General features: G+C 61.0%; 24 protein-coding genes. 9 read left to right on the plus strand and 15 right to left on the minus strand.

Going from position 1 to position 21,343, the window contains the following annotated elements:
- Nucleotides 1-122: 122 nt before the first annotated feature.
- The 3 genes from ligD to ku form a co-directional block, all read right to left on the minus strand.
- Nucleotides 123-2,600, minus strand: coding sequence for a DNA ligase D (gene ligD, locus ACZ2HM_RS20275; protein WP_086486054.1), 2,478 nt, complete (start codon nucleotides 2,598-2,600; stop codon nucleotides 123-125).
- A gap of 71 nt (nucleotides 2,601-2,671) precedes the next feature.
- Nucleotides 2,672-3,499, minus strand: coding sequence for a GNAT family N-acetyltransferase (locus ACZ2HM_RS20280; RefSeq protein ID WP_470427317.1), 828 nt, complete (start codon nucleotides 3,497-3,499; stop codon nucleotides 2,672-2,674).
- Between the two features lie 18 nt (nucleotides 3,500-3,517).
- Nucleotides 3,518-4,405, minus strand: a complete 888-nt coding sequence (gene ku, locus ACZ2HM_RS20285) for a non-homologous end joining protein Ku (protein ID WP_043150451.1) — start codon at nucleotides 4,403-4,405, stop codon at nucleotides 3,518-3,520.
- Nucleotides 4,406-5,178: 773 nt separating this feature from the next.
- Between ku and ACZ2HM_RS20290 the strand changes: the two genes are divergently transcribed.
- Nucleotides 5,179-6,129 (plus strand): DnaJ domain-containing protein, encoded by a 951-nt coding sequence (locus ACZ2HM_RS20290; RefSeq protein ID WP_051519885.1) that lies wholly within the window; start codon nucleotides 5,179-5,181, stop codon nucleotides 6,127-6,129.
- A 9-nt stretch (nucleotides 6,130-6,138) separates the two neighbouring features.
- The gene (locus ACZ2HM_RS20295) at nucleotides 6,139-6,360 is read left to right on the plus strand and encodes a hypothetical protein (RefSeq protein ID WP_043150372.1); all 222 of its coding nucleotides are present in this window, start codon (nucleotides 6,139-6,141) and stop codon (nucleotides 6,358-6,360) included.
- Between the two features lie 242 nt (nucleotides 6,361-6,602).
- Here the strand turns inward: ACZ2HM_RS20295 and ACZ2HM_RS20300 are convergent, their stop codons facing one another.
- From ACZ2HM_RS20300 to ACZ2HM_RS20315, 4 genes are all read right to left on the minus strand, one after another.
- Nucleotides 6,603-9,920, minus strand: a complete 3,318-nt coding sequence (locus ACZ2HM_RS20300; RefSeq protein WP_043150453.1) for an error-prone DNA polymerase — start codon at nucleotides 9,918-9,920, stop codon at nucleotides 6,603-6,605.
- The gene (locus tag ACZ2HM_RS20305; RefSeq protein WP_081764063.1) at nucleotides 9,917-11,470 is read right to left on the minus strand and encodes a Y-family DNA polymerase; all 1,554 of its coding nucleotides are present in this window, start codon (nucleotides 11,468-11,470) and stop codon (nucleotides 9,917-9,919) included. The genes ACZ2HM_RS20300 and ACZ2HM_RS20305 overlap by 4 nt, the downstream gene beginning before the upstream one ends.
- Complete coding sequence (locus tag ACZ2HM_RS20310) at nucleotides 11,391-12,122, minus strand: ImuA family protein (protein WP_043150375.1); 732 nt, start codon at nucleotides 12,120-12,122, stop codon at nucleotides 11,391-11,393. Before ACZ2HM_RS20310 ends, ACZ2HM_RS20305 begins: the two co-directional genes overlap by 80 nt.
- Nucleotides 12,123-12,819: 697 nt before the next feature.
- Nucleotides 12,820-13,209: a DUF6771 family protein gene (locus tag ACZ2HM_RS20315; RefSeq protein WP_130754749.1), complete on the minus strand. Its 390-nt coding sequence runs from the start codon at nucleotides 13,207-13,209 to the stop codon at nucleotides 12,820-12,822.
- Between the two features lie 259 nt (nucleotides 13,210-13,468).
- Between ACZ2HM_RS20315 and ACZ2HM_RS20320 the strand changes: the two genes are divergently transcribed.
- The gene (locus ACZ2HM_RS20320; protein WP_081764064.1) at nucleotides 13,469-13,690 is read left to right on the plus strand and encodes a GNAT family N-acetyltransferase; all 222 of its coding nucleotides are present in this window, start codon (nucleotides 13,469-13,471) and stop codon (nucleotides 13,688-13,690) included.
- A gap of 76 nt (nucleotides 13,691-13,766) precedes the next feature.
- Nucleotides 13,767-14,588 (plus strand): exodeoxyribonuclease III, encoded by an 822-nt coding sequence (xth, locus tag ACZ2HM_RS20325; RefSeq protein WP_043150380.1) that lies wholly within the window; start codon nucleotides 13,767-13,769, stop codon nucleotides 14,586-14,588.
- On the opposite strand, the gene ACZ2HM_RS20330 is transcribed toward xth, so the two are convergent.
- A complete protein-coding gene (locus ACZ2HM_RS20330) occupies nucleotides 14,558-14,887 on the minus strand; it encodes a hypothetical protein (RefSeq protein WP_043150456.1) in 330 nt (109 codons plus the stop codon). The genes xth and ACZ2HM_RS20330 overlap by 31 nt on opposite strands.
- A complete protein-coding gene (gene trxC / locus ACZ2HM_RS20335; RefSeq protein WP_043150382.1) occupies nucleotides 14,884-15,339 on the minus strand; it encodes a thioredoxin TrxC in 456 nt (151 codons plus the stop codon). The genes ACZ2HM_RS20330 and trxC overlap by 4 nt, the downstream gene beginning before the upstream one ends.
- A 202-nt stretch (nucleotides 15,340-15,541) precedes the next feature.
- On the opposite strand from trxC, the gene ACZ2HM_RS20340 reads away from it, so the two are divergent.
- The 4 genes from ACZ2HM_RS20340 (at nucleotide 15,542) to ACZ2HM_RS20355 (ending at nucleotide 17,478) form a co-directional block, all read left to right on the plus strand.
- Nucleotides 15,542-15,817, plus strand: coding sequence for an HU family DNA-binding protein (locus tag ACZ2HM_RS20340; protein ID WP_043150384.1), 276 nt, complete (start codon nucleotides 15,542-15,544; stop codon nucleotides 15,815-15,817).
- A 302-nt stretch (nucleotides 15,818-16,119) separates the two neighbouring features.
- Nucleotides 16,120-16,590 carry an SOS response-associated peptidase family protein gene (locus tag ACZ2HM_RS20345; protein WP_235209618.1) on the plus strand — a complete coding sequence of 157 codons (471 nt, stop codon included), beginning with the start codon at nucleotides 16,120-16,122 and terminating at the stop codon, nucleotides 16,588-16,590.
- Nucleotides 16,591-16,639: 49 nt separating this feature from the next.
- Complete coding sequence (locus ACZ2HM_RS20350) at nucleotides 16,640-17,290, plus strand: SOS response-associated peptidase (RefSeq protein WP_081764065.1); 651 nt, start codon at nucleotides 16,640-16,642, stop codon at nucleotides 17,288-17,290.
- Nucleotides 17,287-17,478, plus strand: coding sequence for a DUF6961 family protein (locus ACZ2HM_RS20355; protein ID WP_043150386.1), 192 nt, complete (start codon nucleotides 17,287-17,289; stop codon nucleotides 17,476-17,478). The genes ACZ2HM_RS20350 and ACZ2HM_RS20355 overlap by 4 nt, the downstream gene beginning before the upstream one ends.
- Nucleotides 17,479-17,482: 4 nt before the next feature.
- Here ACZ2HM_RS20355 and ACZ2HM_RS20360 read toward each other — a convergent pair whose 3' ends face one another.
- The 6 genes from ACZ2HM_RS20360 to ACZ2HM_RS20385 form a co-directional block, all read right to left on the minus strand.
- Nucleotides 17,483-18,082 (minus strand): alpha-ketoglutarate-dependent dioxygenase AlkB, encoded by a 600-nt coding sequence (locus ACZ2HM_RS20360; protein ID WP_119750488.1) that lies wholly within the window; start codon nucleotides 18,080-18,082, stop codon nucleotides 17,483-17,485.
- A gap of 49 nt (nucleotides 18,083-18,131) precedes the next feature.
- Entirely contained in the window at nucleotides 18,132-18,449 is a 318-nt protein-coding gene (locus tag ACZ2HM_RS20365) for a MarR family transcriptional regulator (protein ID WP_470427318.1), read from the minus strand.
- Nucleotides 18,450-18,661: 212 nt separating this feature from the next.
- Entirely contained in the window at nucleotides 18,662-19,330 is a 669-nt protein-coding gene (locus ACZ2HM_RS20370; RefSeq protein WP_470427168.1) for a JAB domain-containing protein, read from the minus strand.
- Nucleotides 19,234-19,710, minus strand: coding sequence for a hypothetical protein (locus ACZ2HM_RS20375; protein ID WP_470427167.1), 477 nt, complete (start codon nucleotides 19,708-19,710; stop codon nucleotides 19,234-19,236). Before ACZ2HM_RS20375 ends, ACZ2HM_RS20370 begins: the two co-directional genes overlap by 97 nt.
- A gap of 14 nt (nucleotides 19,711-19,724) precedes the next feature.
- Complete coding sequence (locus tag ACZ2HM_RS20380; RefSeq protein WP_043150391.1) at nucleotides 19,725-20,060, minus strand: hypothetical protein; 336 nt, start codon at nucleotides 20,058-20,060, stop codon at nucleotides 19,725-19,727.
- A 54-nt stretch (nucleotides 20,061-20,114) separates the two neighbouring features.
- Nucleotides 20,115-20,696, minus strand: coding sequence for a helix-turn-helix domain-containing protein (locus ACZ2HM_RS20385; RefSeq protein ID WP_119750486.1), 582 nt, complete (start codon nucleotides 20,694-20,696; stop codon nucleotides 20,115-20,117).
- A 269-nt stretch (nucleotides 20,697-20,965) separates the two neighbouring features.
- Between ACZ2HM_RS20385 and ACZ2HM_RS20390 the strand changes: the two genes are divergently transcribed.
- Nucleotides 20,966-21,343, plus strand: coding sequence for a sigma factor-like helix-turn-helix DNA-binding protein (locus ACZ2HM_RS20390; protein ID WP_043150395.1), 378 nt, complete (start codon nucleotides 20,966-20,968; stop codon nucleotides 21,341-21,343).

Genomic DNA, 21,343 nt, shown 5'->3' on the forward strand with positions numbered 1-21,343 from the left:
GACATTTCGCCGTCGCTCCGAAGGCTGAAGGTCGAATTACGAGCCACCCCGGCCGCCAGTTCCTGCGTTAGGCTTGGCCATGCCCCGGTTCACCGAATGACGACGTCTTTGGCCGCAACAGACTAAAGATCGGGCAGGATCTGGTCGGCTCTGCCCCAATGGGCCAGATCCTTGGAAGCGGCGCGCTTCAGCATTTCGCCTGCGTCCCCGATATGCCATTGGTCCGGGCCGTCCAGCGTGCGCAGTTCCTCCCAGCTGAGCGGCACCGCGATCGGTGCGAACGGCCGCGACCGTGCGCTATAGGGCATGACGGCGGTCGCGCCGCGCTGGTTGCGCAGATAGTCGATGAAGATCTTGCCCGTCCGCTTCGCCTTGGCGAGCGCAGCCGTAAATCGGTCGGGGTCGGCCTGTGACAGCGCGGTGGCGAAACGATGCGCGAAATCCTTGACCTGCGGCCACTCGGCGCTGGGGGTCAGCGGCGCGATCACATGCACGCCCTTGCCACCGGTCATCATCGGAAAGGTGACGAGCCCCATCTGCACCAGCATATCCTGCAGATGGAAGGCCGCCGACACCACATCCTTGAACGCCAGCCCCTCGTCGGGATCAAGATCGAACACCAGCCGGTCGGGCTTCTCGACATCCTCGATCCGGGCACCCCAGCCGTGAAATTCGATCGTCCCCATCTGAACGCAGGTCAGCAGCCCTGCGGGCGTATCGACGAACAGATAGGGTTCTTCATGGCCGTCCTTTTCCAGGATGCCCACCTGTTTGACGTCGTCGCCGAAACTGCCAGCATCATGTTTTTGGAAGAAGCATTTCTTGTCGCGGCCTTGCGGGCAGCGCACGAGGCTGATCGGCCGACTGCCTGCCCAAGGCAGCATGATATCCGCTACCGCTTCATAATAGTCGGCTAGCTCGCCCTTGGTGAGCTTGCCCTCCGGGAAGATTACCCGGTCGCGATTGCTGATCTTAACGCCGTTGGTCGCGGCGGGCTGCGTCGCCTGTTCGACGGGCGCTTCGACCTCCAGCACCACCGCTTCCGGCTTCTTGTCTTCGCGTAATCCGAGATAGCTTGAATGGCGCAGCACGCCTTCGTCGGTAAATTCCGCAAAGGCGACCTCGGCGACCAGTTTCGGTTTGATCCAGTGTGCGTTGCGTACTGCCGCGCGCGGGGCCTCGACCGTCGGCGTCTTCCGGGCTAGCGGTGCCATCAAGGCCAGCAGCCGCTCCATCTCGTCCGCTGAAAAGCCGGTGCCGACTTTCCCGGCGAACCGAAGCGTGCCTTTGTCATGGACGGCCAGCAGCAGCGAACGGAACCCGCGCTGCTTGTCCGAGGGCAACCAGCCCACAATCACGAACTCCTGACGGCGGGTGCATTTGGTCTTGACCCAGCCGCTCGATCGCGATCCGGAATAGCGGGCATCCCCCCGCTTGGAGATGACGCCTTCAAGTCCCGCGCCGCAAAAGCGCTCGAACAACTGCTCGCCGCGCCCGATGATATGGTCGGAATAGCGGATATGGCCCGCGCCATCGCCGAGCAGCGTGGCGAGCATCGCCTTGCGTTCAAGCAAGGGCCGCCCGGTCAAATCCTCGCCATTCAATGCCAGCAAGTCGAAGGCCATATAGTCGATTTTTCCGGGATCGTCCTTGAGCGCCGCCTGCAAACCCTGAAAGCTGGTGCGGCCATCGGCTAGGATCACCACGGCCTCGCCGTCAATCAGGGCGCTTGATGCATCCAGCTTTGTCGCGTCGGCGATCAACCCGGCACAGCGATCGGACCAGTCGAGGCCGGATCGTGTATAGGCGCGGCCATTGCCGCCGCCGATGGCCAGCAACGTGCGATAGCCATCATATTTTAGCTCATGGAGCCAATGACTGCCTGCAGGCACATGGTCGACAAGTGTCGCCAGTTGCACAGGCTGAAAAGGCGGCGGGACATCGCCCTTGGCATTCCCGCGCGCAGTCGCCTTCGCCTTTGCGACTTTGCGCTGGGAAATGGGTTTGCCAGCGGCGATTTCCTCCATCGTGCGGCCACTGTCGATGCTGGTGAGATGGTGACTGACCAGATCGTCCGACCCGCCGGCAAAAGCGTCGCTGACTTTGCGCAATATCCAGTTTTCGCCGCGCTCCTTTCCGCGTGGCTTGAGCCGGAACAAGACCCACTCTCCCTGCATCCGGCGGCCATGCAGGATGAAATGGAGATGCCCTTCGGCCAGTGTCTTGCACGGGTCTTTACCTGCTATCGGTTCCCATGTGCCATTGTCCCACAGCATGACGGTGCCGCCGCCATATTCCCCTTTGGGGATCAGGCCTTCGAACCGTGCATAATCAAGCGGGTGATCCTCGGTTCGCACCGCCAGGCGTTTGTCGTCGGGATTGGCGCTCGGCCCACGGGTGACGGCCCAGCTAACCAGCACGCCGTCCAGTTCCAACCGGAAGTCATAATGCAACCGCGACGCTGCATGTTTCTGGACGACAAAGCCGTTGCCGGCCGTCGGAAACTCCGCACCAGCAGGCTCGGCCGTGCGTGCGAAGTCACGCTTTGCCCGATAGAGGTCGAGACTGTCTTTAGGGCTTTTGTCCTGCGCCTTTGCCATGTTGGTTCGGTCCGTTGCTTTGCCCCTCAATCCGCAAGCGTGCCAACTCGTTCCGGGGGTATCGCAAACGATCACGCCTCCGCATCGATGGCGCGCGCGAAGCGGTAGCTGGTCTGCTCGAACGTCGAAGCCCGAAAGAAATTATGCGCATTTTTGATGTCGATGTCGCTCATCGCTTCGATCCGCGTGCATCCTGCTTCGCGCAGCGCCGTTGTCGCAGCATCCAGCATGGCAGTCGCGATGCCTCGGCGGCGATGCGCCCCATCCACCAGCAACACAGTAATCCGGCCGATCAGGCCATGGTGAAGCGTGGGTATCAGCGTCCAGCCGCAACAACCGACGATCCCCTCCAGAACAGCGACGATCGCGCCGCCTCTAGCCTTCCTGACCCGCTCAAGATTATGCGCGACACCGTGTTCATCGATGGTCGTTTGGGCAAGCTGGCGCAGCAGCACCGCCATGCCTGCCGCATCGGTCCGCTTGGCGGCGCGAATGCGGAGCGGGCCCGGTTCGGGCGTGGGCGCAGGCTTGGCCGCTATTTTCTTCGCGGGCGTTGGCGTCTGCCCGATGGAACGCCTCGCGCGCGGTCGGAGGGCGGGCTCGACGTTTTCATGCGTCGCTGTTGTCGCTTTCCTTGTCGGTGCGGCACATACAGGCATGGCGTGAGCCGATGCCTTCCAGCTGCTTGTCGCGCCCTTGCGCAGAAACGCTTCGATATCCTCCAGCGAGGCGGTCAGCCCATCATCGCCAACCCCGAGCAAAGGCTTCCCGCCCGCATCGGTGAGCCCATATTTGCCATAATCACCCGCACCAACCTTGCGCCTGCGGGACTTTACCAGCTTGAAACCACGATGGGCGGCCATTTCACGCAGCGTCTGATCCCTGGTCGCGTCACTCATGATCCAGGGACGTCCCCGTCACGCCCGCTTTTTGGCGGATGTCTTGCCTGCCGACTTCGCGTCGCTCTTGGCCGCTACCTTGCCCGCTGGCTTCTTCGCCGTCGCCTTGGCCTTGCTGGCCGGGCCGATGGATTTCTTGAGTGCCGCCATCAGATCGACGACGTTATTCCCACGTGGATCAGCACCGCCTTCATCGTCGCTGTCGATGTTAAGCGTCTTGCCCTTCTTCTTATGCTCGATAAGCTCCTTCAGCGCATCGACGTAGCGATCGTGAAAATCACTCGCGTGGAACTTACCGGTCTTCTTGTCGATCAAGGTCGTGGCGAGATCGAGCAATTCGTCATCCGGCTCGCCATCGCCGATCTCGTGGAAATAGCGCGCAGCTTTGTTGACTTCATCGGCATACCGCAACGTCTCCATCACCATGCCGCGCCCGCATGCCTTGATGCTGACGACATATTCCCGGCCGCGCATCGCGAGTTGGCCAAGGCCAACCTTCCGGCTGCGCCGCAACGCTTCGCGTAGGACGATGAAGGCTTCCTCCGCCAGGTCGTCGGCGGGCACGACATAATAGGGCTTTTCGAAATAGATCATGTCGATGTCATGCGCATCGACGAACTGGGTCAGCTCCAGCGTCTTCTTGCTCTCCAGCTTGACGCCTTCGATCTCTTTCTCGTCCAGCAGCACATATTCGCCTTTGGCATATTCAAAGCCTTTGACGATGTCGTCCAGGTCGATCGGCCCGATGCCAGGCACGATCTTCTCATATTTAATACGCTTACCCGAAGGCTCATGGATCTGGTTGAAAGCGATCGTAGCACCGCTTCTGGTGGCGGAATAGATCTCGACAGGGATGGAGACGAGCGCGAGCCGGATCTGGCCTTTCCAATAGGGTCGTGCAACCATGATCATCTCCTGTCGGTCTATGGCAACAACCCTTCGCGCATGGTCCCGTTCCGGTTGAACGCGAAGTGCCCGCTATCGGCTTCGGGGATAATGATCTGTAGCCAGCGCTGGCGTCGGTAGCCCAATACCCTTGTCCGTTTCAAGCTGTCGGCGATCTGCTTGATAAACTGGTGACGGCCAAACGTGAGAAATCTTCCTCTAAGCCGGTTCTGAACGGCGCATAGGACCGAGAGCAGACCGACGCTTGGAGCGAACGAGGCCGTCTAGGGGTCCAGAGTTCTCGCGGACAGCCGCTGATCAACCAAACCGACGACCGATGACGCATAGAATTTCGATTGGATCATGACACATAGGATACCATTCAAGGCGACGCGACCCTGCATCGGCGAATGCGCTAATGACCGGGCACCGGCTTTTTAATAAAGCCAGCGGCAGCTTCGGCTTACGTCCCCTACCACACAGTCGTCTAAAGGCCTGTCTTGCGCGTCCAGAATGGGAAAGCAGACTGACCGCACCTGGGTATGGAAAGTCGGCGACTGAGTGGCCGGAATGGGTCGGTTTTCCTAAGTGCCAAACGCCGTGTAGTGAGACAATCCTGCCATCCAGTGCCTTACTGAACGGCATCGCAGAATCACTACGAAGGGCCAGTTCCGGAACGGCGGCTCCCAAGAAGCCTGCGCCGGGTGCTAGCGTCATCGACTTCTCGGTCGGAATAGCACCGCATGATTGAGCTTTGCCTTGCTTCGACCGTGCCTCTCGTTTCATCTGCCTGAATGGGGGTGCGCGTGCCAAACTATTACGAGATTCTAGGGGTCGATCGGAGCGCCGAGCAGGAGGTCATCGACGCCGCCTACCGGGCGATGATGCGGCGATATCATCCTGACACCTTCACCGGACTGAAAGCCGAGGGTGAGCGCCGCGCAAAGCAACTCAACGAAGCTTATGCCACCTTGCGCGATGCTGAGCGTCGCCGCGCCTACGACGAGACGCTCGGGCCGGCAGCCCCAAAGACCGCGCCGGTTCGAGAGGCCTTGGCAAATCCGAACCCGCCCTCGGCTCGGCACCGGGGCTTGCTCATCGGTGGATTGGCGATAGCAGCCGTCATCACGGTTGTCGCTTATGCGAACCGACAGGCGCCACCGGCTCCCATAGCCACCGCCAGCACGCCAACGGCCTTCCCCAAGCCCGCGCCCTCGCCAGTTGCGAAGACAGCGCCGTCGCCGTCGGCATCGTCTACGACGCTCGCAGCCTGCAAAGGCATGACTTGCCGAGTGCTGACGCCGTTTGGCTGGGGCGGGATCGAGGCCGGTGTAACGACGGACAGCGCGCAGGCGGCATCGGGCCTTAAAATCGGCGACGATGGCCATTACACCGAGGCTGGCGACGGGACGTGCCTTGCCTATGAGGTAATCGGAGGACCCAAGAATCTGCAGATGCTGGTCGAAAGCGGGGTGGTGACGACGGTCGAGGCCTATCTCGATCCTCCCGCACCGACCTTCATGACTGACCGTGGAGTGAAGCTCGGCGATTCTGAGGCGGCGGTGCGCCAGGCCTATGCCGGGCTCAAGCAGCTGCCGGACATCTACTCCGAGCCGCCCGATAAAAAGCTCTTCTATTATGAACCGGGCGGAGAACGCGGCATCAAATTCTCGATAAACGGCGGGAAAGTCAGTGGGATCTCAGTTGGTTCGCCCAGCATCGAATATGTCGAGGGCTGTCTCTAGGCGAACACCATGGCACGACGAACATGCATCATCTGTGCCGAGCCCGCCGGATCGCGCGAGCATCTCTTCCCCGCCGCATTGGGTGGCCGCCGCGTTAACAAGCGCATCTACTGCGCGCACCATAATCACGCGCTCGCTGATGGCGCCGGCGTGCTGGCCGAGCAGCTACGGACAATCAACGCGATCCTCATGGTCGAGAGCGATCGTGATCGCAGCGTCCCGCATAAGTGAACGGCGTATGTTGGTCGACATCCGTCGGAAAAGCGGAACGTCTGCTGCTGGAGATAGAAAATCGGGCGCTGAGCGTCCGGCATGGGTCGACACCGGTAGGCTTCCGTATCGGGTTCTGATTAGATCGCGCGGGTCGGCAGCTACAAAAGGCTAATCAAGCAGATCTGGCGACGAGAAATCTCGCAAAACTGCTCTATCACGCCCTCCGATTTTTGTCTGAGCCGATGTCGATGTTGACATTCTCACCGAAAATTTCTTGGCTTCACCTCGATGCCCTCGGTCGGCTTCCCGGGCATGATGCCTGATCCCAGCCGCAGGTCAGGGATGTATATCTCACGCGCTTTTCGACCGAGCAATTTGCTGTCCGGGTCCCGGGGATCAGGTCCGCCGCCACTCTTCGCGCCATCGCCGCGCGCCGGGCGGAAGACGTTGGAAAGATCGCTCCGTTCGCCCACGCTTGCCAGTAATCCAGACAGATTTTCGAGCCGTTGGGCAATGACGTGAATGACCTCGCCTTCTTTCTGGACCTGACCGCGCACGCCGAGCATGGATGCGCCAAGGACAGTGCCGCGATTGGCCTCGAACACTTTGGTCCACACTACAAGATTTGCGATCCCGGTCTCGTCCTCGATGGTGATGAACATGATACCCTTGGCAGAGCCGGGCCGCTGCCGCACCATGATGATCCCTGCAAGATTGACCCAGCGACCATCGCGGATGTCAGAAAGCGCCGCGCACGGGACCATCTTCCTCGCTGCCAAATCCTCCCTGAGAAAGGTTACCGGATGGGCGCGGAGCGATAGCGCGAAGCTGCGATAGTCTTCCACTACCTCCTGGCCTTCCGCCATCGGCGAGAGCGCGACCTCGGGTTCGACCGCTTCGGCGCGGAGCTTCCCCTCGCGCTCGTCTGCTGCGGCAAAAAGGGGCAGGGGGCTGTCGCGCAACCCTTTCACATCCCACAGGCCAGTGCGACGGCTGTGCCGGAGCGAGCCGAAGCCATCAGCATCGCCGATCCGATCGAGCGCACCAGCACCCACGCCGGCTCTGCGCTGGATTTCTTCCACTGAAGCATAGGGCTCTGCGCCGCGGGCCGAGACGATCGCCGCGCCGTCCGGATTGGCAAGATCGCGGACCATACGCAGCCCAAGGCGCACGGCCTTGTACCGCCGGTTCCCCACTTCAAGCGTGCAGTCCCAGCGACTATGGTTCACATCGACCGGGCGGACCTCAACGCCATGTTCGCGTGCGTCGCGGACGATTTGGGCTGGTGCATAAAAGCCCATGGGCTGGGCGTTCAACAACGCCGCACAGAAGACATCTGGATGATGGCATTTAAGCCAGGAGGAGGCATAGACGATGAGCGCGAAGCTTGCGGCATGGCTTTCGGGGAAGCCATAGGAGCCAAAGCCTTCGATCTGCTTGAAGGTCTGTTCGGCAAAAGCCTGCTCATAGCCGCGTTCGACCATGCCGCCGATGAGCTTGTCGCGAAAATGGCTGACCCCGCCGGTCAGCTTGAACGTCGCCATCGCCCGCCGCAAAAGGTCCGCCTCGCTGGCGGTGAACCCGGCACACTCAATGGCGACCCGCATCGCCTGCTCCTGAAAGAGCGGGACGCCGAGCGTCTTTTCAAGGACCCGGCGCAGCTCCGGCCTGGGATAGCTGACCTTTTCCTTGCCTTCGCGGCGCCTTAGATATGGGTGGACCATGTCGCCCTGGATGGGGCCGGGCCGAACGATGGCGACCTCGACGACCAGGTCATAGAATGTCCTTGGCTTGATACGGGGCAGCATCGCCATCTGCGCCCGGCTTTCGATCTGGAAGACGCCAAGCGTGTCAGCCTTGCGGATCATCGCATAGGTTGCCGGGTCTTCGGCCGGTATCGTGGCTAGGTCGAGGTGGATGTCCTTCTCCTCGCGCAGGAGATCGAAGCCGCGTCGCATGCAGCTGAGCATGCCTAATGCCAGCACATCGACCTTCATAAACCCCATAAGGTCGATATCATCCTTGTCCCATTCGATGATCTGGCGATCATCCATGCGGGCAGGTTCGATCGGCACCAACTCGTCGAGCCGGTCGCGGGTCAGCACGAAGCCGCCGGGATGCTGCGAGGAATGGCGCGGCGTATCCATGAGCAGACGCGACAGCTCCAGCGTGAGGGCAAGGCGGCGATCGGTCATATCAAGATTGAGCTCGGCGACATGGCGGTCTTGCACACCCTCGCGGCTCCAGCCCCAGACCTGTCCTGACAGCGCGTCGGTGACATCGGTCGACAGGCAAAGCGCCTTGCCGACCTCACGGATCGCGCCTTTGGTACGGAAGCGGGAGATCACGGCAGTCAACGCACTATGGTTGCGGCCATAGGTCTCGTAGATCCATTGGATCACCTCCTCGCGCCGCTCATGCTCGAAATCGACATCGATATCGGGCGGCTCGCGTCGCTCGGCGCTCACGAACCGTTCGAACAGCAGTTCGGTGCGCACCGGATCGATCGAGGTGATGCCAAGGCAGTAGCAGACCGCCGAGTTCGCGGCCGATCCCCGGCCCTGGCACAAAATGTCTTTCGAGCGCGCAAAATCGACGATCGCGTGGACCGTCAGAAAATAGGGTGCGTAATCGAGCTGGGCGATGAGACGCAGCTCATGCTCCAGCTGGGCCCTTGTCTTGTCGTCGATGCCGTCTGGATAGCGGGCAGGGGCTTTTGCCCAGGTAAGGCGCTCAAGTTCCTGCTGCGGTGTACGCCCGCTTTTACCGATTTCATCGGGATATTGATAGCGCAACTCTTCAAGGGAAAAGCGGCATTGCTCGGCGATAGCGACACTTCGCCGAACTGGCCCTGTGTCCCCAAGATAGCGCACGAACAGCCGGTCCAGCTCGTCGGCGTCCTTAAGGTGCCGGTCTGCGATCTGCTCGCGTCGCTCGCCCAGATCGTCGATCGTACATTTCTCGCGGATGCAGGTCACCACATCCTGCAGCATCCGGCGCTCGGGCGTGTGGTAGAGGACATCGCCGGTGGCGACGGTCGCGACGCGCGCCTGCTGTGCCATCTGTGTCAGGCGCCGCAACCGCAACGCATCGCCGGGTTGCCGCTGTAGGGTCAGCGCGAGGTAGCTGCGTTCCTGAAAGATCGATGAGACGCTGACGAGGTCCGCCTGCGTTTTTGCGTCATCGCTATTGGGGATAAGGATGGCGATCAGCCCCTCGCTCCATGTCGCGACATCATCCCAATGGAGTTCGCAGCTTCCTTTGCCGGCGCGCGATTTGCCGAGCGTCAATAGCCGGCAAAGGCGACCATAGGCTGCGCGATCGGTGGGATAGATAAGCAGGCCGGTGCCACAGGAAAGATCCAGCCTGCAGCCGTTGATGACGCGCACGCCCGTCGAACGGCCAGCGTCCCAGGCGCGCACCAATCCCGCCAGACTATTGCGATCCACGATGCCGATGGCAGGCATGCCCAGCATGGCAGCTGCGGTCAGCAGTTCCTCAGGCGAGGATGCACCGCGCAGGAAGCTGAAATGGCTCGTCGCCTGCAACTCGACATAGCGCTGATCGGCAAGGCTCATGCGAAGGCGCCATGGATGAACCAGGCCATGGGTCCGGTCGACGACCATTGGCCGTCGCCCAAGCGGAACAGCCAGTAGCGCCCGCCACCTTCGACCTCGACCTGGAAATAGTCGCGCACGAGATAGGGGCTGTCGGCTTCCAGGCCCTTGGCGCGCCACCATTCGCCCTGGAGGCGTTCGGGACCATCGGCCTGAACTACCTTGCGCCGCTTGCCCCGCCAGACGAACTGGGCAGGCGGATGGTCCGGCATCATCGCGATCACCTGGACCGGCTCAGGCGGGTCGATCATGCGGCCCGGGCGCGGCAGGACAGCGTTCCAGCGCCGATCCGCACCCTCGCGCAGCGCCATTGTTCGCTTGACCGTGCGTTCGGGCATGGCGGACGAGCAGGGCGTCGTGCCGTACAGCCGGTCATAGCCGAAACGGTTCGCCAGCGCGTCGATAAGGGCACCAAGGTCCGGGCCGCGATGCGTATCGCCTGCAAGATCAGCCTGTGCGCTGCGGAGTGGTTCGACGATCGGCGCGATCAGGATCATGGTCTCGATCCCAAGGCCTGGATCTATCCGCTCGATCCTGGGAACCAGGAGCTTTGTCAGATGCCGGGCATCCCTTGTAGGAGATGCCATCCCGATCCTGACGGACTGATATTGGCCATCGACCCGTTCGCAATGGAGGTCGAGGCGCCGCGCGCCGGTACCGTCCCGCATCAACGCAGCGCAAATGTCGTCGGTGAGATCGCCGATGACCTTCGCGATGGCGTCGGCCGTACCGATGGGTTCAAGAAGCCCGCGGCGCGCCTGGGGCAGTGACGGCGGGAAGATCGGGGCCATCGCCTCTGGCGCATGGCCAAGGGCCTGGTCGAGGCGGCGGTAGAGTTCATGTCCGTAGCGGCGCGCAATGGGACCGCGCGGCTCGGCAATGAGTTGCTCGATCCGGGTGAAGCCCATCTTGTGCAGATCGCTTGCCACTTTTGCCGGGATGCGCAGGGCGGCAAGGGGTAGGAGGCCGACCGCCTTCTTCTGGTCTCCAGGAACAATGATAACCGGGCGACCGGCAGGGACATGGCGCGCGACCGCATGCGCGCAGCCTGCCGTGTCAGCAACAGCGATCTGTGCTGTAAGGCCCGAGCCGTTCACCCGGCGGAACAGGTCCTTGACCAGCGCTTCCTCGCCGCCGAACAGTTCGCTGCATCCGCTGATGTCGAGCCATAGGCCATCGGGGTAATCGACCGCGACGAAGGGGGCGTAGCGCTGCCCTGCCCACAAGGCGAGCCGCTCAAGCCCTTGCGCGTCGGCCGCTTCGTCTGCATCGAGCACGTCAAGATCGGGCACCAGGGTCCTTGCCTTGGTGACGCTCATGCTGGGCGTGATGCCAAGGCTGCGGCCAAGCACGTCCACCGCCGCGATCAGCTTGCGACCGTGCGATTCTATGGCCGTGACAAGCGGCGGCCGGGATGGCGCTGCGTTCGCCTCAGACGGCGATACGCCACGCTTCCTGCTGATCCGGTCTGTCGACCAGTATGGCAGGTAGAGCGAGACGACCCTGCGCATCGCAGGCCTCCACTATCCAGCTTTTAGGTTCTGCGCCGCGGACGCGCTCGAGCGCGACCGACCAGCGCGGGCGGGCAAGGGCAGGGATGCCCAGATCTGCGCTCGGTGATGCCGTAACACGCCATCGGGTCTGTGCTGCAGAGCCCTCGATCAGTGCGTCCGCCTTGGCGGCGCGACGCAGGATGAACGCAGTCACCCCGGACCCTTCGGCAGCAAGCTGAAGCCGTTTCGACGCGGTCGTCGAGAGCTTTGAGACCTCGCCCACAACGCCGGCGACGCCAGCCACGCGCAGGCAATCTTCCATCGCGATCAGCGCGCCCTTGTCATCGCCAGGCTCGACGATGGTCAGGCGGTCAGGATGAAGGCCTGCAAGGTCGAGGGCAGGGGTGAACAAATCGCGCCAGCGCAGACACCAGAAAACCGGGCCTTCCATGCGCGCCAATATGCCTGCGATGAATATCGTTGCGGCTGCGTCGTCGCAAATGTCGGGAGAGCCCAGAACCTCATGCAATGCGCCGGTTGCAAGACCATTTCCGGGCAGATGATCGTCGATATCGTCAAGGCCGAAAGGATGGACGCCATGACGGCGCCCATCGCCCGTCACATGGGCGATCGACGAACGCAAATCCTCGAGGATGGCATTGCGGGGCATTCCTTGGTCTCATCGGTCTAACAGTGTGTTCCCTTCCTGTTCTCCATGACTCCCCGGACTGTCAAGTTAGTCGAGCGCATGTTTCGGGGTGAACGAGGTCCTGCTTGGGGCATCCGACGGATCCAACGTCATGGATTCCCTGAATCGTTTCGCGACGCGATCGTGAGTTCACAAAATATCGAGCGCGAGAGAAAATCGAGGGGCGATGCCCGAATCGAAATCGCCAAATCATTCGGTCGCTGTTCGCCGTGTTCGCATTCCGAATCGGGGACCATCAAAGAGAAGCAGATGTCTGTTTACCAGCACTCGAAACAGGAGAGATCAGGCTGGTGACGTTCATCCGGCGTTCCGAAGCTAGGAACCAGGCGGGTTCACCCGGCAGTTTCGAAAATCGATATCGTTATCGAGTACCAAAGCGACCATCTCGCCATCTATGATCAGGGCAGCGCCTGTTGCTTCAAACCGTCGCCCAAGCGATGAGTCCCGTGGCCTGAGCGCGACCGTCCGTCTCCCGATCGTTACGAGCGCGCCATCCCGGCTGATCTTGGCAAGGAAGGTTCGACCGCCGTCGCAATATATGGTCAGCTGCTCGCTGTCCGATGCGCAGGCTGCGGTCGGAACAGCGGCGACAAGCAGGGCAGGGAGGAGAAGGCGTCCCATCGAAACAGATGCTCCATGGGAGGGTCCCACGCGAAGCTTAACCTTCCGGCTCCAGCGGCGTTCCGTGCGACAGCGCATCGACGATCATGGCGGCGAGTGTTTCTTCGGCCCGTCCACGGGCGTTGAGGTCCTTTGACGACAGGTCGTGGCGAAGCCATTGCGGCGCGCGCGCGATGACACGCATGATGAGCTCGGAAGTCTCTTGGTCCATTTGGACCCTATGGGTGGTCGCGTACAGACAAGCAATCATCAAGGTGACACCCAAAAGGCGATCGTGATGAAAGCAGGGGACGCATAAAAAAAGCCCCGCCAGAGCAAGGCTCGCGGCGGGACCGAAGTTCAGGGAGGTGCCGCTCCAAAGGGGGGAAGAAGCGACAGAACATGAAATAGCATGTTGCGATGAATGACGGGTGAAGCTGCTGTTCATGAGCGCTGCAGCTCGGCTTTTTCCAGCAAGGCTTGTGGCTGCCACGGCATCGGAACGCAAAGGCCAGGCCACATTCGTCAGCAGACAGCTCTAGCGGAACCGCGCCATTGTCCATCTGTTCGATCTATCGACCGGCTCTGCGAAAATCGCCGATGCATATGACCCGAAAGAAAGAGGAACCGACTATGGCTGAGACGAGGACGTCCGCGATAATGAAGGCGAGAGCCGCTATGAACTCAAGGTCGATGGTAGCACGGCTATTGCGGCCTATGAACGGCGCGATGGCGCATTGATCTTCACGCACACGCAGGTTCCTGAGGCGCTGGAAGGGCAAGGCATTGCCAGTAAGCTGATCGCCGGCGCGTTGGCGGACGTGCGGGAGAAGAGATTGAAGGTCGTGCCGCTATGCGAATTCGTCGCCGGCTATTTTGATCGCCATCCAGAGGAGCAGGATTTGTTGGCGCTCGACGCGCCAGGCTGATCGCAGGGATGTGTGGATCATCCATGGCTTATAACCATTCCCATGCCTCTCCCGCGCCAGCTAGGTCAACGCAACGATGAAGATCGCCACCTATAATGTGAACGGGATTAACGGGCGCCTGCCTGTCCTGCTAAGATGGCTGGGCGAAGCCGAGCCCGACATCGTCTGTCTGCAGGAACTGAAGGCGCCGCAGGGCAAATTTCCCGAAACAGCGATCCGCGACGCAGGCTATGACGCGATATGGCATGGGCAAAGCCAATGGAACGGCGTTGCGATCCTGAGCCGTGTCGGTGATATCCATGAGACGCGCCGCGGCCTGCCCGGCGATCCGGACGATACGCAAAGCCGCTACATCGAAGCGGCGGTTGCCGGGGTCCTGGTTGCTGGTCTTTATCTACCCAACGGCAATCCACGCCCTGGACCCAAGTTCGACTTCAAATTGCGCTGGTTCGAGCGGCTTCATGATCACCTTGCCTTGCTCGTCGATCTCGATGCGCCGGTTGTGGTCGCCGGGGACTTCAACGTCATGCCAACCGATCTGGATGTTTATGCGCCCGAGCGGTGGCGGGACGATGCGCTCTTCGCGCCGGAGGTGAGGGACGCCTATCGCCATCTGCTGGAGCAGGGATGGAGCGACGCTCTGCGCGAATTGCATCCTGATGAGACCATCTACACCTTCTGGAAATATTGGCGCGGGGCGTTCGAGCGCAACGCGGGCCTTCGGATCGACCATATTCTGCTCAACGCAAAGGCACGCAGCAAGCTTGAATGGGCGCAGGTCGATACAGCGCCGCGCGGATGGGAAAAGACGAGCGACCATGCTCCAGTTTGGATTGAGCTGGCCAACAAGCCGGTGCGCAAGGCGCGTCAGTCGAGGGCTGCAAACCAGTCAGCATAGGGCGTATTGCGCGCCATATGGCGATTATAGTCAGGTGCGCCATCAGTCCACCAGACTGAGCCACGCTCGCCAAGTCCGCGTTTGGCAATGTCCGCCGCCGCATGCGCTTCACGCTCGGCCGATACATCGCCGTTTTTACGGGCGTCGCGCACGGCTCTACGCGCCTGCATCAGATCCGATACCAGGGTGGCGCGAACGTCCTCGTCCAACGCGGGATTGGACAGTCGCCACAGGCGACCGCGCACGACGAAATAACGGCCATCGGGCGTCGCCGGGTGGGTGGCGGGCTCCCGGCTCACGCCGGTCGTGCCGCCTCGCGCGCCCATGCAACGATGGCCTGTTGCGGCATAGCGCCCGATTGCCGCGCAATTTCGCGGCCACCCCGAAACAGGATCATCGTGGGAATGGACCGGATGGCATAGCGACCCGCGATCGCTTGATGCGCCTCGGTATCGAGTTTCCCAAGGCGCATATAGGGTTCAAGTTGTCCGGCCGCGGCGCTGAAGGCGGGGGCCATCTGACGACAGGGGCCGCACCAGTTCGCCCAGAAATCGACAAGCAGGGGAATGTCGGACCGCGCGGCATGCGCGTCGAAATTATCTGCGGTCAGTTTGACGGGCTCCCCAGAGAATAGGGGGCGCTTGCATCGGCCGCAGGTTCCTCCCTTGGCCAGCCTTTCGCGGGGCAACCGGTTCGCCGTTGCGCAAGCCGGACATATGACAATCAGGGCATCATTGGGCGCCGTAGCCATTCTGGTCTCCATCATGCGTCGTCTTGGATGGCATAGATGCCATAGATGGGATCGGGCATCCCGAATGTCAGGCCCCGCAAAGGCAAGCAAGGCCTGGGAGGACGATGAAGCCAATAGACTGCCAAAAAGCGATAGCGTCCTGGCTGGACGTTGGCTTGCGCCCTCGTCTATGCCCGCCGTCCAACGACACAGGATATAGCCCATGAACAATACCGACCTCGCTGAGAAGATCGCCGGCGACAACGGCCTTTCCAAGGCGGATGCCCGCAAGCTGGTCGACGCGGTCTTCGCCGCAATCGCTGATGCTGCAGCAGCGGGCGAAGAAATTGCCCTGAACGGCTTTGGCAAGTTCAAGGTCAAGGACGCGCCAGCGCGCGAAGGTCGCAACCCCTCCACGGGCGCCACTATCCAGATCGCAGCTGCCAAGAAGCTCGGCTTCACGCCCGCCAAGGCGATAAAGGATAAACTGAACGGCTGAAATTTCGCCGGGAAACGTCCGTCCACGGCGCTTCCCGGCTATCGCCGGTTGACAATATTGTTCGCTTTATGTTCCAATCATCGGATGTCTTTCGAGTCTCCCTAGGAGCGGTCGATGTCCAGATTGCATACGACCCTGGCGAGTGTCGGCGAAGTCGCCATGCATTTCGGTGCGGCGCTGCCGCAAGGGCCTGTCCATTTTGCTCGTGAAACCACCGAGGGCGCCGACGGGCTCGTCGTATTTGAAAGCCGGGGACGTCGGCTGTTACGGTCGATGGGGTGGGGATTCCCGCGCCCCGCGAGATGCGCGAACATGGCGACGATCCTCAGCGGCTGGGGCTGGTTGCCGATCTCACCAATCCCATGTGGGAGCATATGGTCGTGGACCCGCGCTATCGCTGCCTTATCGTCCTGACCCATTTCGCCAATCCGGACGGCGCGCCCGGGCATAAGACGAGGACTTGGTTCTCGGTCAAACATGCTCCCGTCATGGCCTGGGCCGGCTTCTGCCGGAACCTGCCTGATTACGGCCCTGTCTATGCGGGCATGACAATGGTGGCGAACGCCGCGGTCATGCCGACCAACGACAGGATGCCGGTTCTTTTCGATCCCCACGACTATGACGCATGGCTGCACGGCGGCATCAGGGACGTCATCGGATTCCAGCATCGCGCACCCTTTGCTGCTGAGCGCATGGTCGTCGAGCATACAGAAGATCTCTGGCGCAGCGGAAAATTGCCGGCGAAAGCCCAGCCGCAGCTTGCCTTGCTCTGAACGCCGCGCAACACTTGCAGTCGGGCGGCGCGACTAGGCAGGTGCGACGATGTGTAATCTTTATACCGAGCGACTAAGCGCAGCCGAGGTGGCGGCGCATTTCGGCGTCGAGGCGCCCGACATCGCCGCCATGAACGTGCCGGACGAAGTCTATCCCGGCTATCCCGGCATGGTGGTGCGCGAGGCAGAAGGAAAGCGTGTCCTTCAATCCATGGTCTGGGGGTTTCCGCTGGTCCTGCGCGGCATGAAGCCTGGATCCAAGCCAAAGCCTGTCAATAACATTGCCGACCTGCGCAAACCCATGTGGGTCGGCCTCGCGCGAAAGCCCCAATGGCGTTGCCTCATCCCTTTGACGGCCTTTGCAGAAGCGGAGGGCAAGAAGGGGAGCAAGACCCGTACCTGGTTCCATCTGAAGGATCGACCGGTCTTTGCCTGGGCGGGACTTTGGCGGGAAAGCCAGGAATGGGGCGCGGTCTATTCAGGGGTGATGACCGACTGCAACGAAGCGATCCGCCCGGTGCATGATCGCATGCCTGTGCTCTTGCATGAGGATGAATATGACCGCTGGCTCGGCGGATCGTTCGACGAGGCGATCGCTTTCCAGGATCGCTGCTTCCCCGACGATCTCATCGAGATGACGCGCACCAGCGATCCCTGGAACAAGCCGCGGGCAGCAGCATCTGCGCCGTCGCTGCTGTGAGGGCCGATCTTGAACGTTGGGCTGAAGCGCTGGCGGTCGAGCGGGAGCATGGCGCGAACGCCGGCGACTTCATTGCAGAAAGGGTAAGAATGCTGGCGCTGGCGGGCGATCAGGCAGGCGTGGTGCGATGGCTCGACATTGCGACGCGGCTGGACCAGCTTCTCGATGCGAGCGCCATGGCGCATTGAAGGCTTACCGATATCCGAGCCTATTTTGGTTCACCACTTTCTCACAAAGCGTGCGGAAGGTGATCGACCAGCGGGTCTCGTCCATTTCGGCTATGCTATGTTCCCATTGGTACCGCGCTTCGCCTTCAAGATGATAGACCGAGCGCGGCGCAAGCGGAACGGTGATGCGATCGAACCCGTCGGGCTTGCGCCGCCGAAAACGCAAGGGGGCAGACACGCCCAGCGAAATACCAACAACATGGTCGAAGACCGGGCGATCGCGGTGCCAGCCGATGCCTGCGCCAGGATCATATCGAATCAGGAGTGCCTGGGCGAGGTTGGCGGAATCAAGGCCAGCAAAGGCTGCGGCCTTGTCGCGCGCCGTCAGTAGCCAATCAGGCATGGGATCCGTCGGTCCAAAGCGTGCGTCGTCAAAATCATAACGCCAGCCAAAGGAACTGGTCAGGCGTTTGCCAAGCCAGCCCTGGAAGCGAAATGGCTCGAGCGTGGTAGCATTGATCCCGGCTATCAGGCTCAATTCCTCGTCGCGAGAGAGAAGGTCGTCACGATAGGAGAGGCCCGGAATTTTCGGGGGCTCGAACAGATCGGGAAACAGGCTGGCCATCCATGCCTAAATTGGGACGCTGCGCTTAGAAGGCAATCGCATAGGTGATTTATGATTTCCCGCCTTCCCATAACTCAATAATCCGATCAAGCAGACGGTCGACGATGGCAAGGCCTTGGGCCGTCATCGAAATCGCGACGCGTCGCCCATCTGGACGAGGAATGTCCCGCGTCACCAGCCCCCGCTTTTCCATCTCGGCGATCTTGCGGTGGGCGGTCGATTGCGGAACGTCGGGGGCGGCCGTATACAGGGAGAAGAGATAGACCTCCCGCTTCTCATATTGCGCCAGGTAAAGATCGAGCAGCATGTCCCAGACAGGGCTGGGGCATAGACGATAGCCAATAGCCTCACCAATCGTCTGCCGCATGACCACCAGCCTGCGGCACATATCGATACGTGTGTCGGGGGGATATATTTGCGTCATGTCATGCCTCCTTTTTGGATACTGACCCTTCGCTCCTCTCTTCCGCCCGTGGACGAGCGGGCCATGTTAGACAGCCACATTGATCATTGTGGTTCGCCTGAAGTGGTTGCCGCCTTTCTGGCTACGCCTGCTGTGCGGCGCGGCGGGGCGTGGGGCTAAAGATACCCCGCCTGGCGGAAGCTCACATGCCCGGCATGGGCGATGACCAGATGATCATGAACCGCGACATCCAGGCAGCGTGCGGCATCGACAATCTTTCTGGTGAAAGCCCGGTCAGCCCGTGAAGGCTGAGGTTGGCCCGATGGATGATTATGAATGAGAAAAATTGCGGTCGCGCCTATCTCGACGCATCGCTTCATGATTTCACGTGGATAGGCGTGGACATGAGAGATGGTGCCGGTCGCCAGCACCTCATCTGCCAATATCTCATTGACGGCGTTGAGGAAAAGCACCCGCAACTGTTCGACCGGCGCGAATGCCATGGTGGCGCGCAGATAGTCCAGCAGTGCCTGTTCGTTCGAGAGTATCGATTTACCGGCGAGTTTTCCGCGCAGAATATGGTGGATAGACATTTGCAGGCACTCAAATGTCCGCTCGACACATAGCGCGCCATCCAGAAGGCGCATCCGGTCCTGGCGCCGCGCAGAGAGGGTTGCAGCAAAAGAACCGAACCTGTCGACCAGCCGCTGCGCCAGTTCGGGCGCGCGCGCCGGACAGGTGAGCGCGATCAGCTCTTCCAGGGCCTGTCGACACCGCGCTGTTTTATCCGGCTGCGATGTCGAAAGGTCGCGCCGATGAGCATGGTTTGTGCTACCCAACTCCACACCGCCAGCGCATCGACATAGGCACGCGGTACAATCGCCGGCATCAGGATCCGCATCAGATGCACGGCTACCTCTGCGCCTAGCATCGCCGCGACCCAGAGCGGCCAGAACCGTGTGCTTTGTAGAGAAAGCCATATAAACACACTCAATAAGGCAAAATCGACCAGGAGAATGGCGATCTCGATATGATGGAACCGGTCGCCGAACGGGTCGACAAGCCCTACGGACAGACAGGCAGCGCCCAGCAGGGCTGCAGCGCCGATCCTTTCGGGCGTGCCGCCCCGCCATGCGGCATAGAGGGTGCTGACAATGAGCAGGGTCAGGAACGCGATTTGCCGGGTCATGACCCTGATTGAACCCAGGTGGCCGCATTGCGTCAATCCTCTCTTGCGCGTCAGACGACGCGCAGATGGGCAGGCTGATCATGCGAGACAACTTTGAAAAGGTCGCCATAAGCGGTTTGCCCGAGCCCAACATCATCGCTGGCCCGTTTGAGATGGGCGTGGGTTATGACCATCTGCTCGCGCGTCTGCGCAATCAGCATGACAGCAGCGGCAGATGTCGCGATAGCCTCCTGGCCGATCGCAGCTGCAAAACGGGCATCAAGACGAGCCAGGGGTAGCGAGGCGTTGAGTTCGGCAATCCGGGCTGCAGCAATATCGAGCGCAGCTTCGGCGGCAAATAGCCGCTCGGCAACCGATTTGGCGATGGTCTGTCGTTTAACGCGCATAGAATCTCCTTCCCGCAAAAGCGGGTGAACAGGGAAAACATAAAAATGTTGGTTTTAGTGGCGAGCCAGGGCGTCTAGCGCCGAGAGCAGTGAAGCGGCCGATCCAGCCATCACAAGAGCAAGCGTCGCCATGATCGCAAGAGCGATCAACGTCATGTTCGAAGTCAGGTCATTGTCGGGCCTCCCGCTTGTGCGGAACGGCAGAAAATTGCCCATAAGGGGAAAGCGCACCAAACCATGGTAGCCCTCCTGCTGCGTGGCCAATAAATCGGCATCGGCAATATCTGCGTCCACTTGATCGTCAGTGGAATCAGATTGGCCAGACGCAGCCGGGATTGGCAGGACCAAAGATTGGGCGCCTATTTTTTGGGCCCCCGGAGAAATCTCCGTGCGGTCCGCTTCATAGGCAGCCACGAGGCGTGCCGCCTGCTGCCGGCCAATGCCGCCGAGCTTGCCGCGCGCTTCATATATATGCTTGTCGACACGGCCGGAACTATTGCCCAGTCGCGAAGCAATTTCCTTGCTGGAATAGCCCTGCGCCACTAGTACTAGGCATTGCCGTTGCCGACCCGTAAGGCTGGCGAGCCTTGTCCTGAATACCGCAATGTCCGGCGGAACGGGTGGTTTGTTCATCATCGCGCACTGTCTCCAGCCTTGCGACGCATCGGGGCAGATCGGTCGCGCCTGATATCTCCTCTGCGGCCCCGCTCACAATGTCATGAAATTGCAACGCAAACGCAACCATTTGGCCGAGCAATTGAGACGAATCGAAGAAATTTGCATAGCCATGTCGCAACTGGCCTGGTGCGGGATGCCGCCATCCAGATCTCCGGGCATGGAGGGGAGGGGATGGACAGGGGATGATCGGGCAGGTTTCGGCCAGAACGTCCCAACGGATATCCACCATGAACGCACTTATCGTCCGCCTCGCGCGCCATATATTCACCTGCCTGCGTTGCCGCAGGGATGAGGCTCTCATGGGCACTATATTTGCCTGGCTCGACGACCAGGAACAAGCGGATCAGGATGAACTTCTGCCTAAACAGCAGTCGCAGGACCGATCCGCATGGTATTACGATCAATCGGCCTTGTCTTCCGACAAAACCGATATGACCGCACGCTGCGCTGAACATATGCCAACCCTGACCCGGCTCTTTCTCTTGCTGCGCGTACCTTATGCCATGCAGATTGACGACATTGCGCGAACCTTCGAGATCCGCCCCCGCCGGGTTCGTCGCCATTTACGGCGAGCCGTGGCGATCCTTGCGCGCGACAGGCATTGA

This window comes from Sphingobium sp. KKT206, from assembly GCF_055640555.1.

Bases quoted from the DNA above. Each gene is read 5' to 3' on its own strand.
- ligD (WP_086486054.1), bottom strand. From the start codon at position 2,600: ATGGCAAAGGCGCAGGACAAAAGCCCTAAAGACAGTCTCGACCTCTAT.
- ACZ2HM_RS20280 (WP_470427317.1), bottom strand. From the start codon at position 3,499: ATGAGTGACGCGACCAGGGATCAGACGCTGCGTGAAATGGCCGCCCAT.
- ku (WP_043150451.1), bottom strand. From the start codon at position 4,405: ATGGTTGCACGACCCTATTGGAAAGGCCAGATCCGGCTCGCGCTCGTC.
- ACZ2HM_RS20290 (WP_051519885.1), top strand. From the start codon at position 5,179: ATGGGGGTGCGCGTGCCAAACTATTACGAGATTCTAGGGGTCGATCGG.
- ACZ2HM_RS20295 (WP_043150372.1), top strand. From the start codon at position 6,139: ATGGCACGACGAACATGCATCATCTGTGCCGAGCCCGCCGGATCGCGC.
- ACZ2HM_RS20300 (WP_043150453.1), bottom strand. From the start codon at position 9,920: ATGAGCCTTGCCGATCAGCGCTATGTCGAGTTGCAGGCGACGAGCCAT.
- ACZ2HM_RS20305 (WP_081764063.1), bottom strand. From the start codon at position 11,470: ATGCGCAGGGTCGTCTCGCTCTACCTGCCATACTGGTCGACAGACCGG.
- ACZ2HM_RS20310 (WP_043150375.1), bottom strand. From the start codon at position 12,122: ATGCCCCGCAATGCCATCCTCGAGGATTTGCGTTCGTCGATCGCCCAT.
- ACZ2HM_RS20315 (WP_130754749.1), bottom strand. From the start codon at position 13,209: ATGAACAGCAGCTTCACCCGTCATTCATCGCAACATGCTATTTCATGT.
- xth (WP_043150380.1), top strand. From the start codon at position 13,767: ATGAAGATCGCCACCTATAATGTGAACGGGATTAACGGGCGCCTGCCT.
- trxC (WP_043150382.1), bottom strand. From the start codon at position 15,339: ATGGCTACGGCGCCCAATGATGCCCTGATTGTCATATGTCCGGCTTGC.
- ACZ2HM_RS20340 (WP_043150384.1), top strand. From the start codon at position 15,542: ATGAACAATACCGACCTCGCTGAGAAGATCGCCGGCGACAACGGCCTT.
- ACZ2HM_RS20345 (WP_235209618.1), top strand. From the start codon at position 16,120: ATGCGCGAACATGGCGACGATCCTCAGCGGCTGGGGCTGGTTGCCGAT.
- ACZ2HM_RS20350 (WP_081764065.1), top strand. From the start codon at position 16,640: ATGTGTAATCTTTATACCGAGCGACTAAGCGCAGCCGAGGTGGCGGCG.
- ACZ2HM_RS20360 (WP_119750488.1), bottom strand. From the start codon at position 18,082: ATGGCCAGCCTGTTTCCCGATCTGTTCGAGCCCCCGAAAATTCCGGGC.
- ACZ2HM_RS20365 (WP_470427318.1), bottom strand. From the start codon at position 18,449: ATGCGGCAGACGATTGGTGAGGCTATTGGCTATCGTCTATGCCCCAGC.
- ACZ2HM_RS20380 (WP_043150391.1), bottom strand. From the start codon at position 20,060: ATGCGCGTTAAACGACAGACCATCGCCAAATCGGTTGCCGAGCGGCTA.
- ACZ2HM_RS20385 (WP_119750486.1), bottom strand. From the start codon at position 20,696: ATGATGAACAAACCACCCGTTCCGCCGGACATTGCGGTATTCAGGACA.
- ACZ2HM_RS20390 (WP_043150395.1), top strand. From the start codon at position 20,966: ATGAACGCACTTATCGTCCGCCTCGCGCGCCATATATTCACCTGCCTG.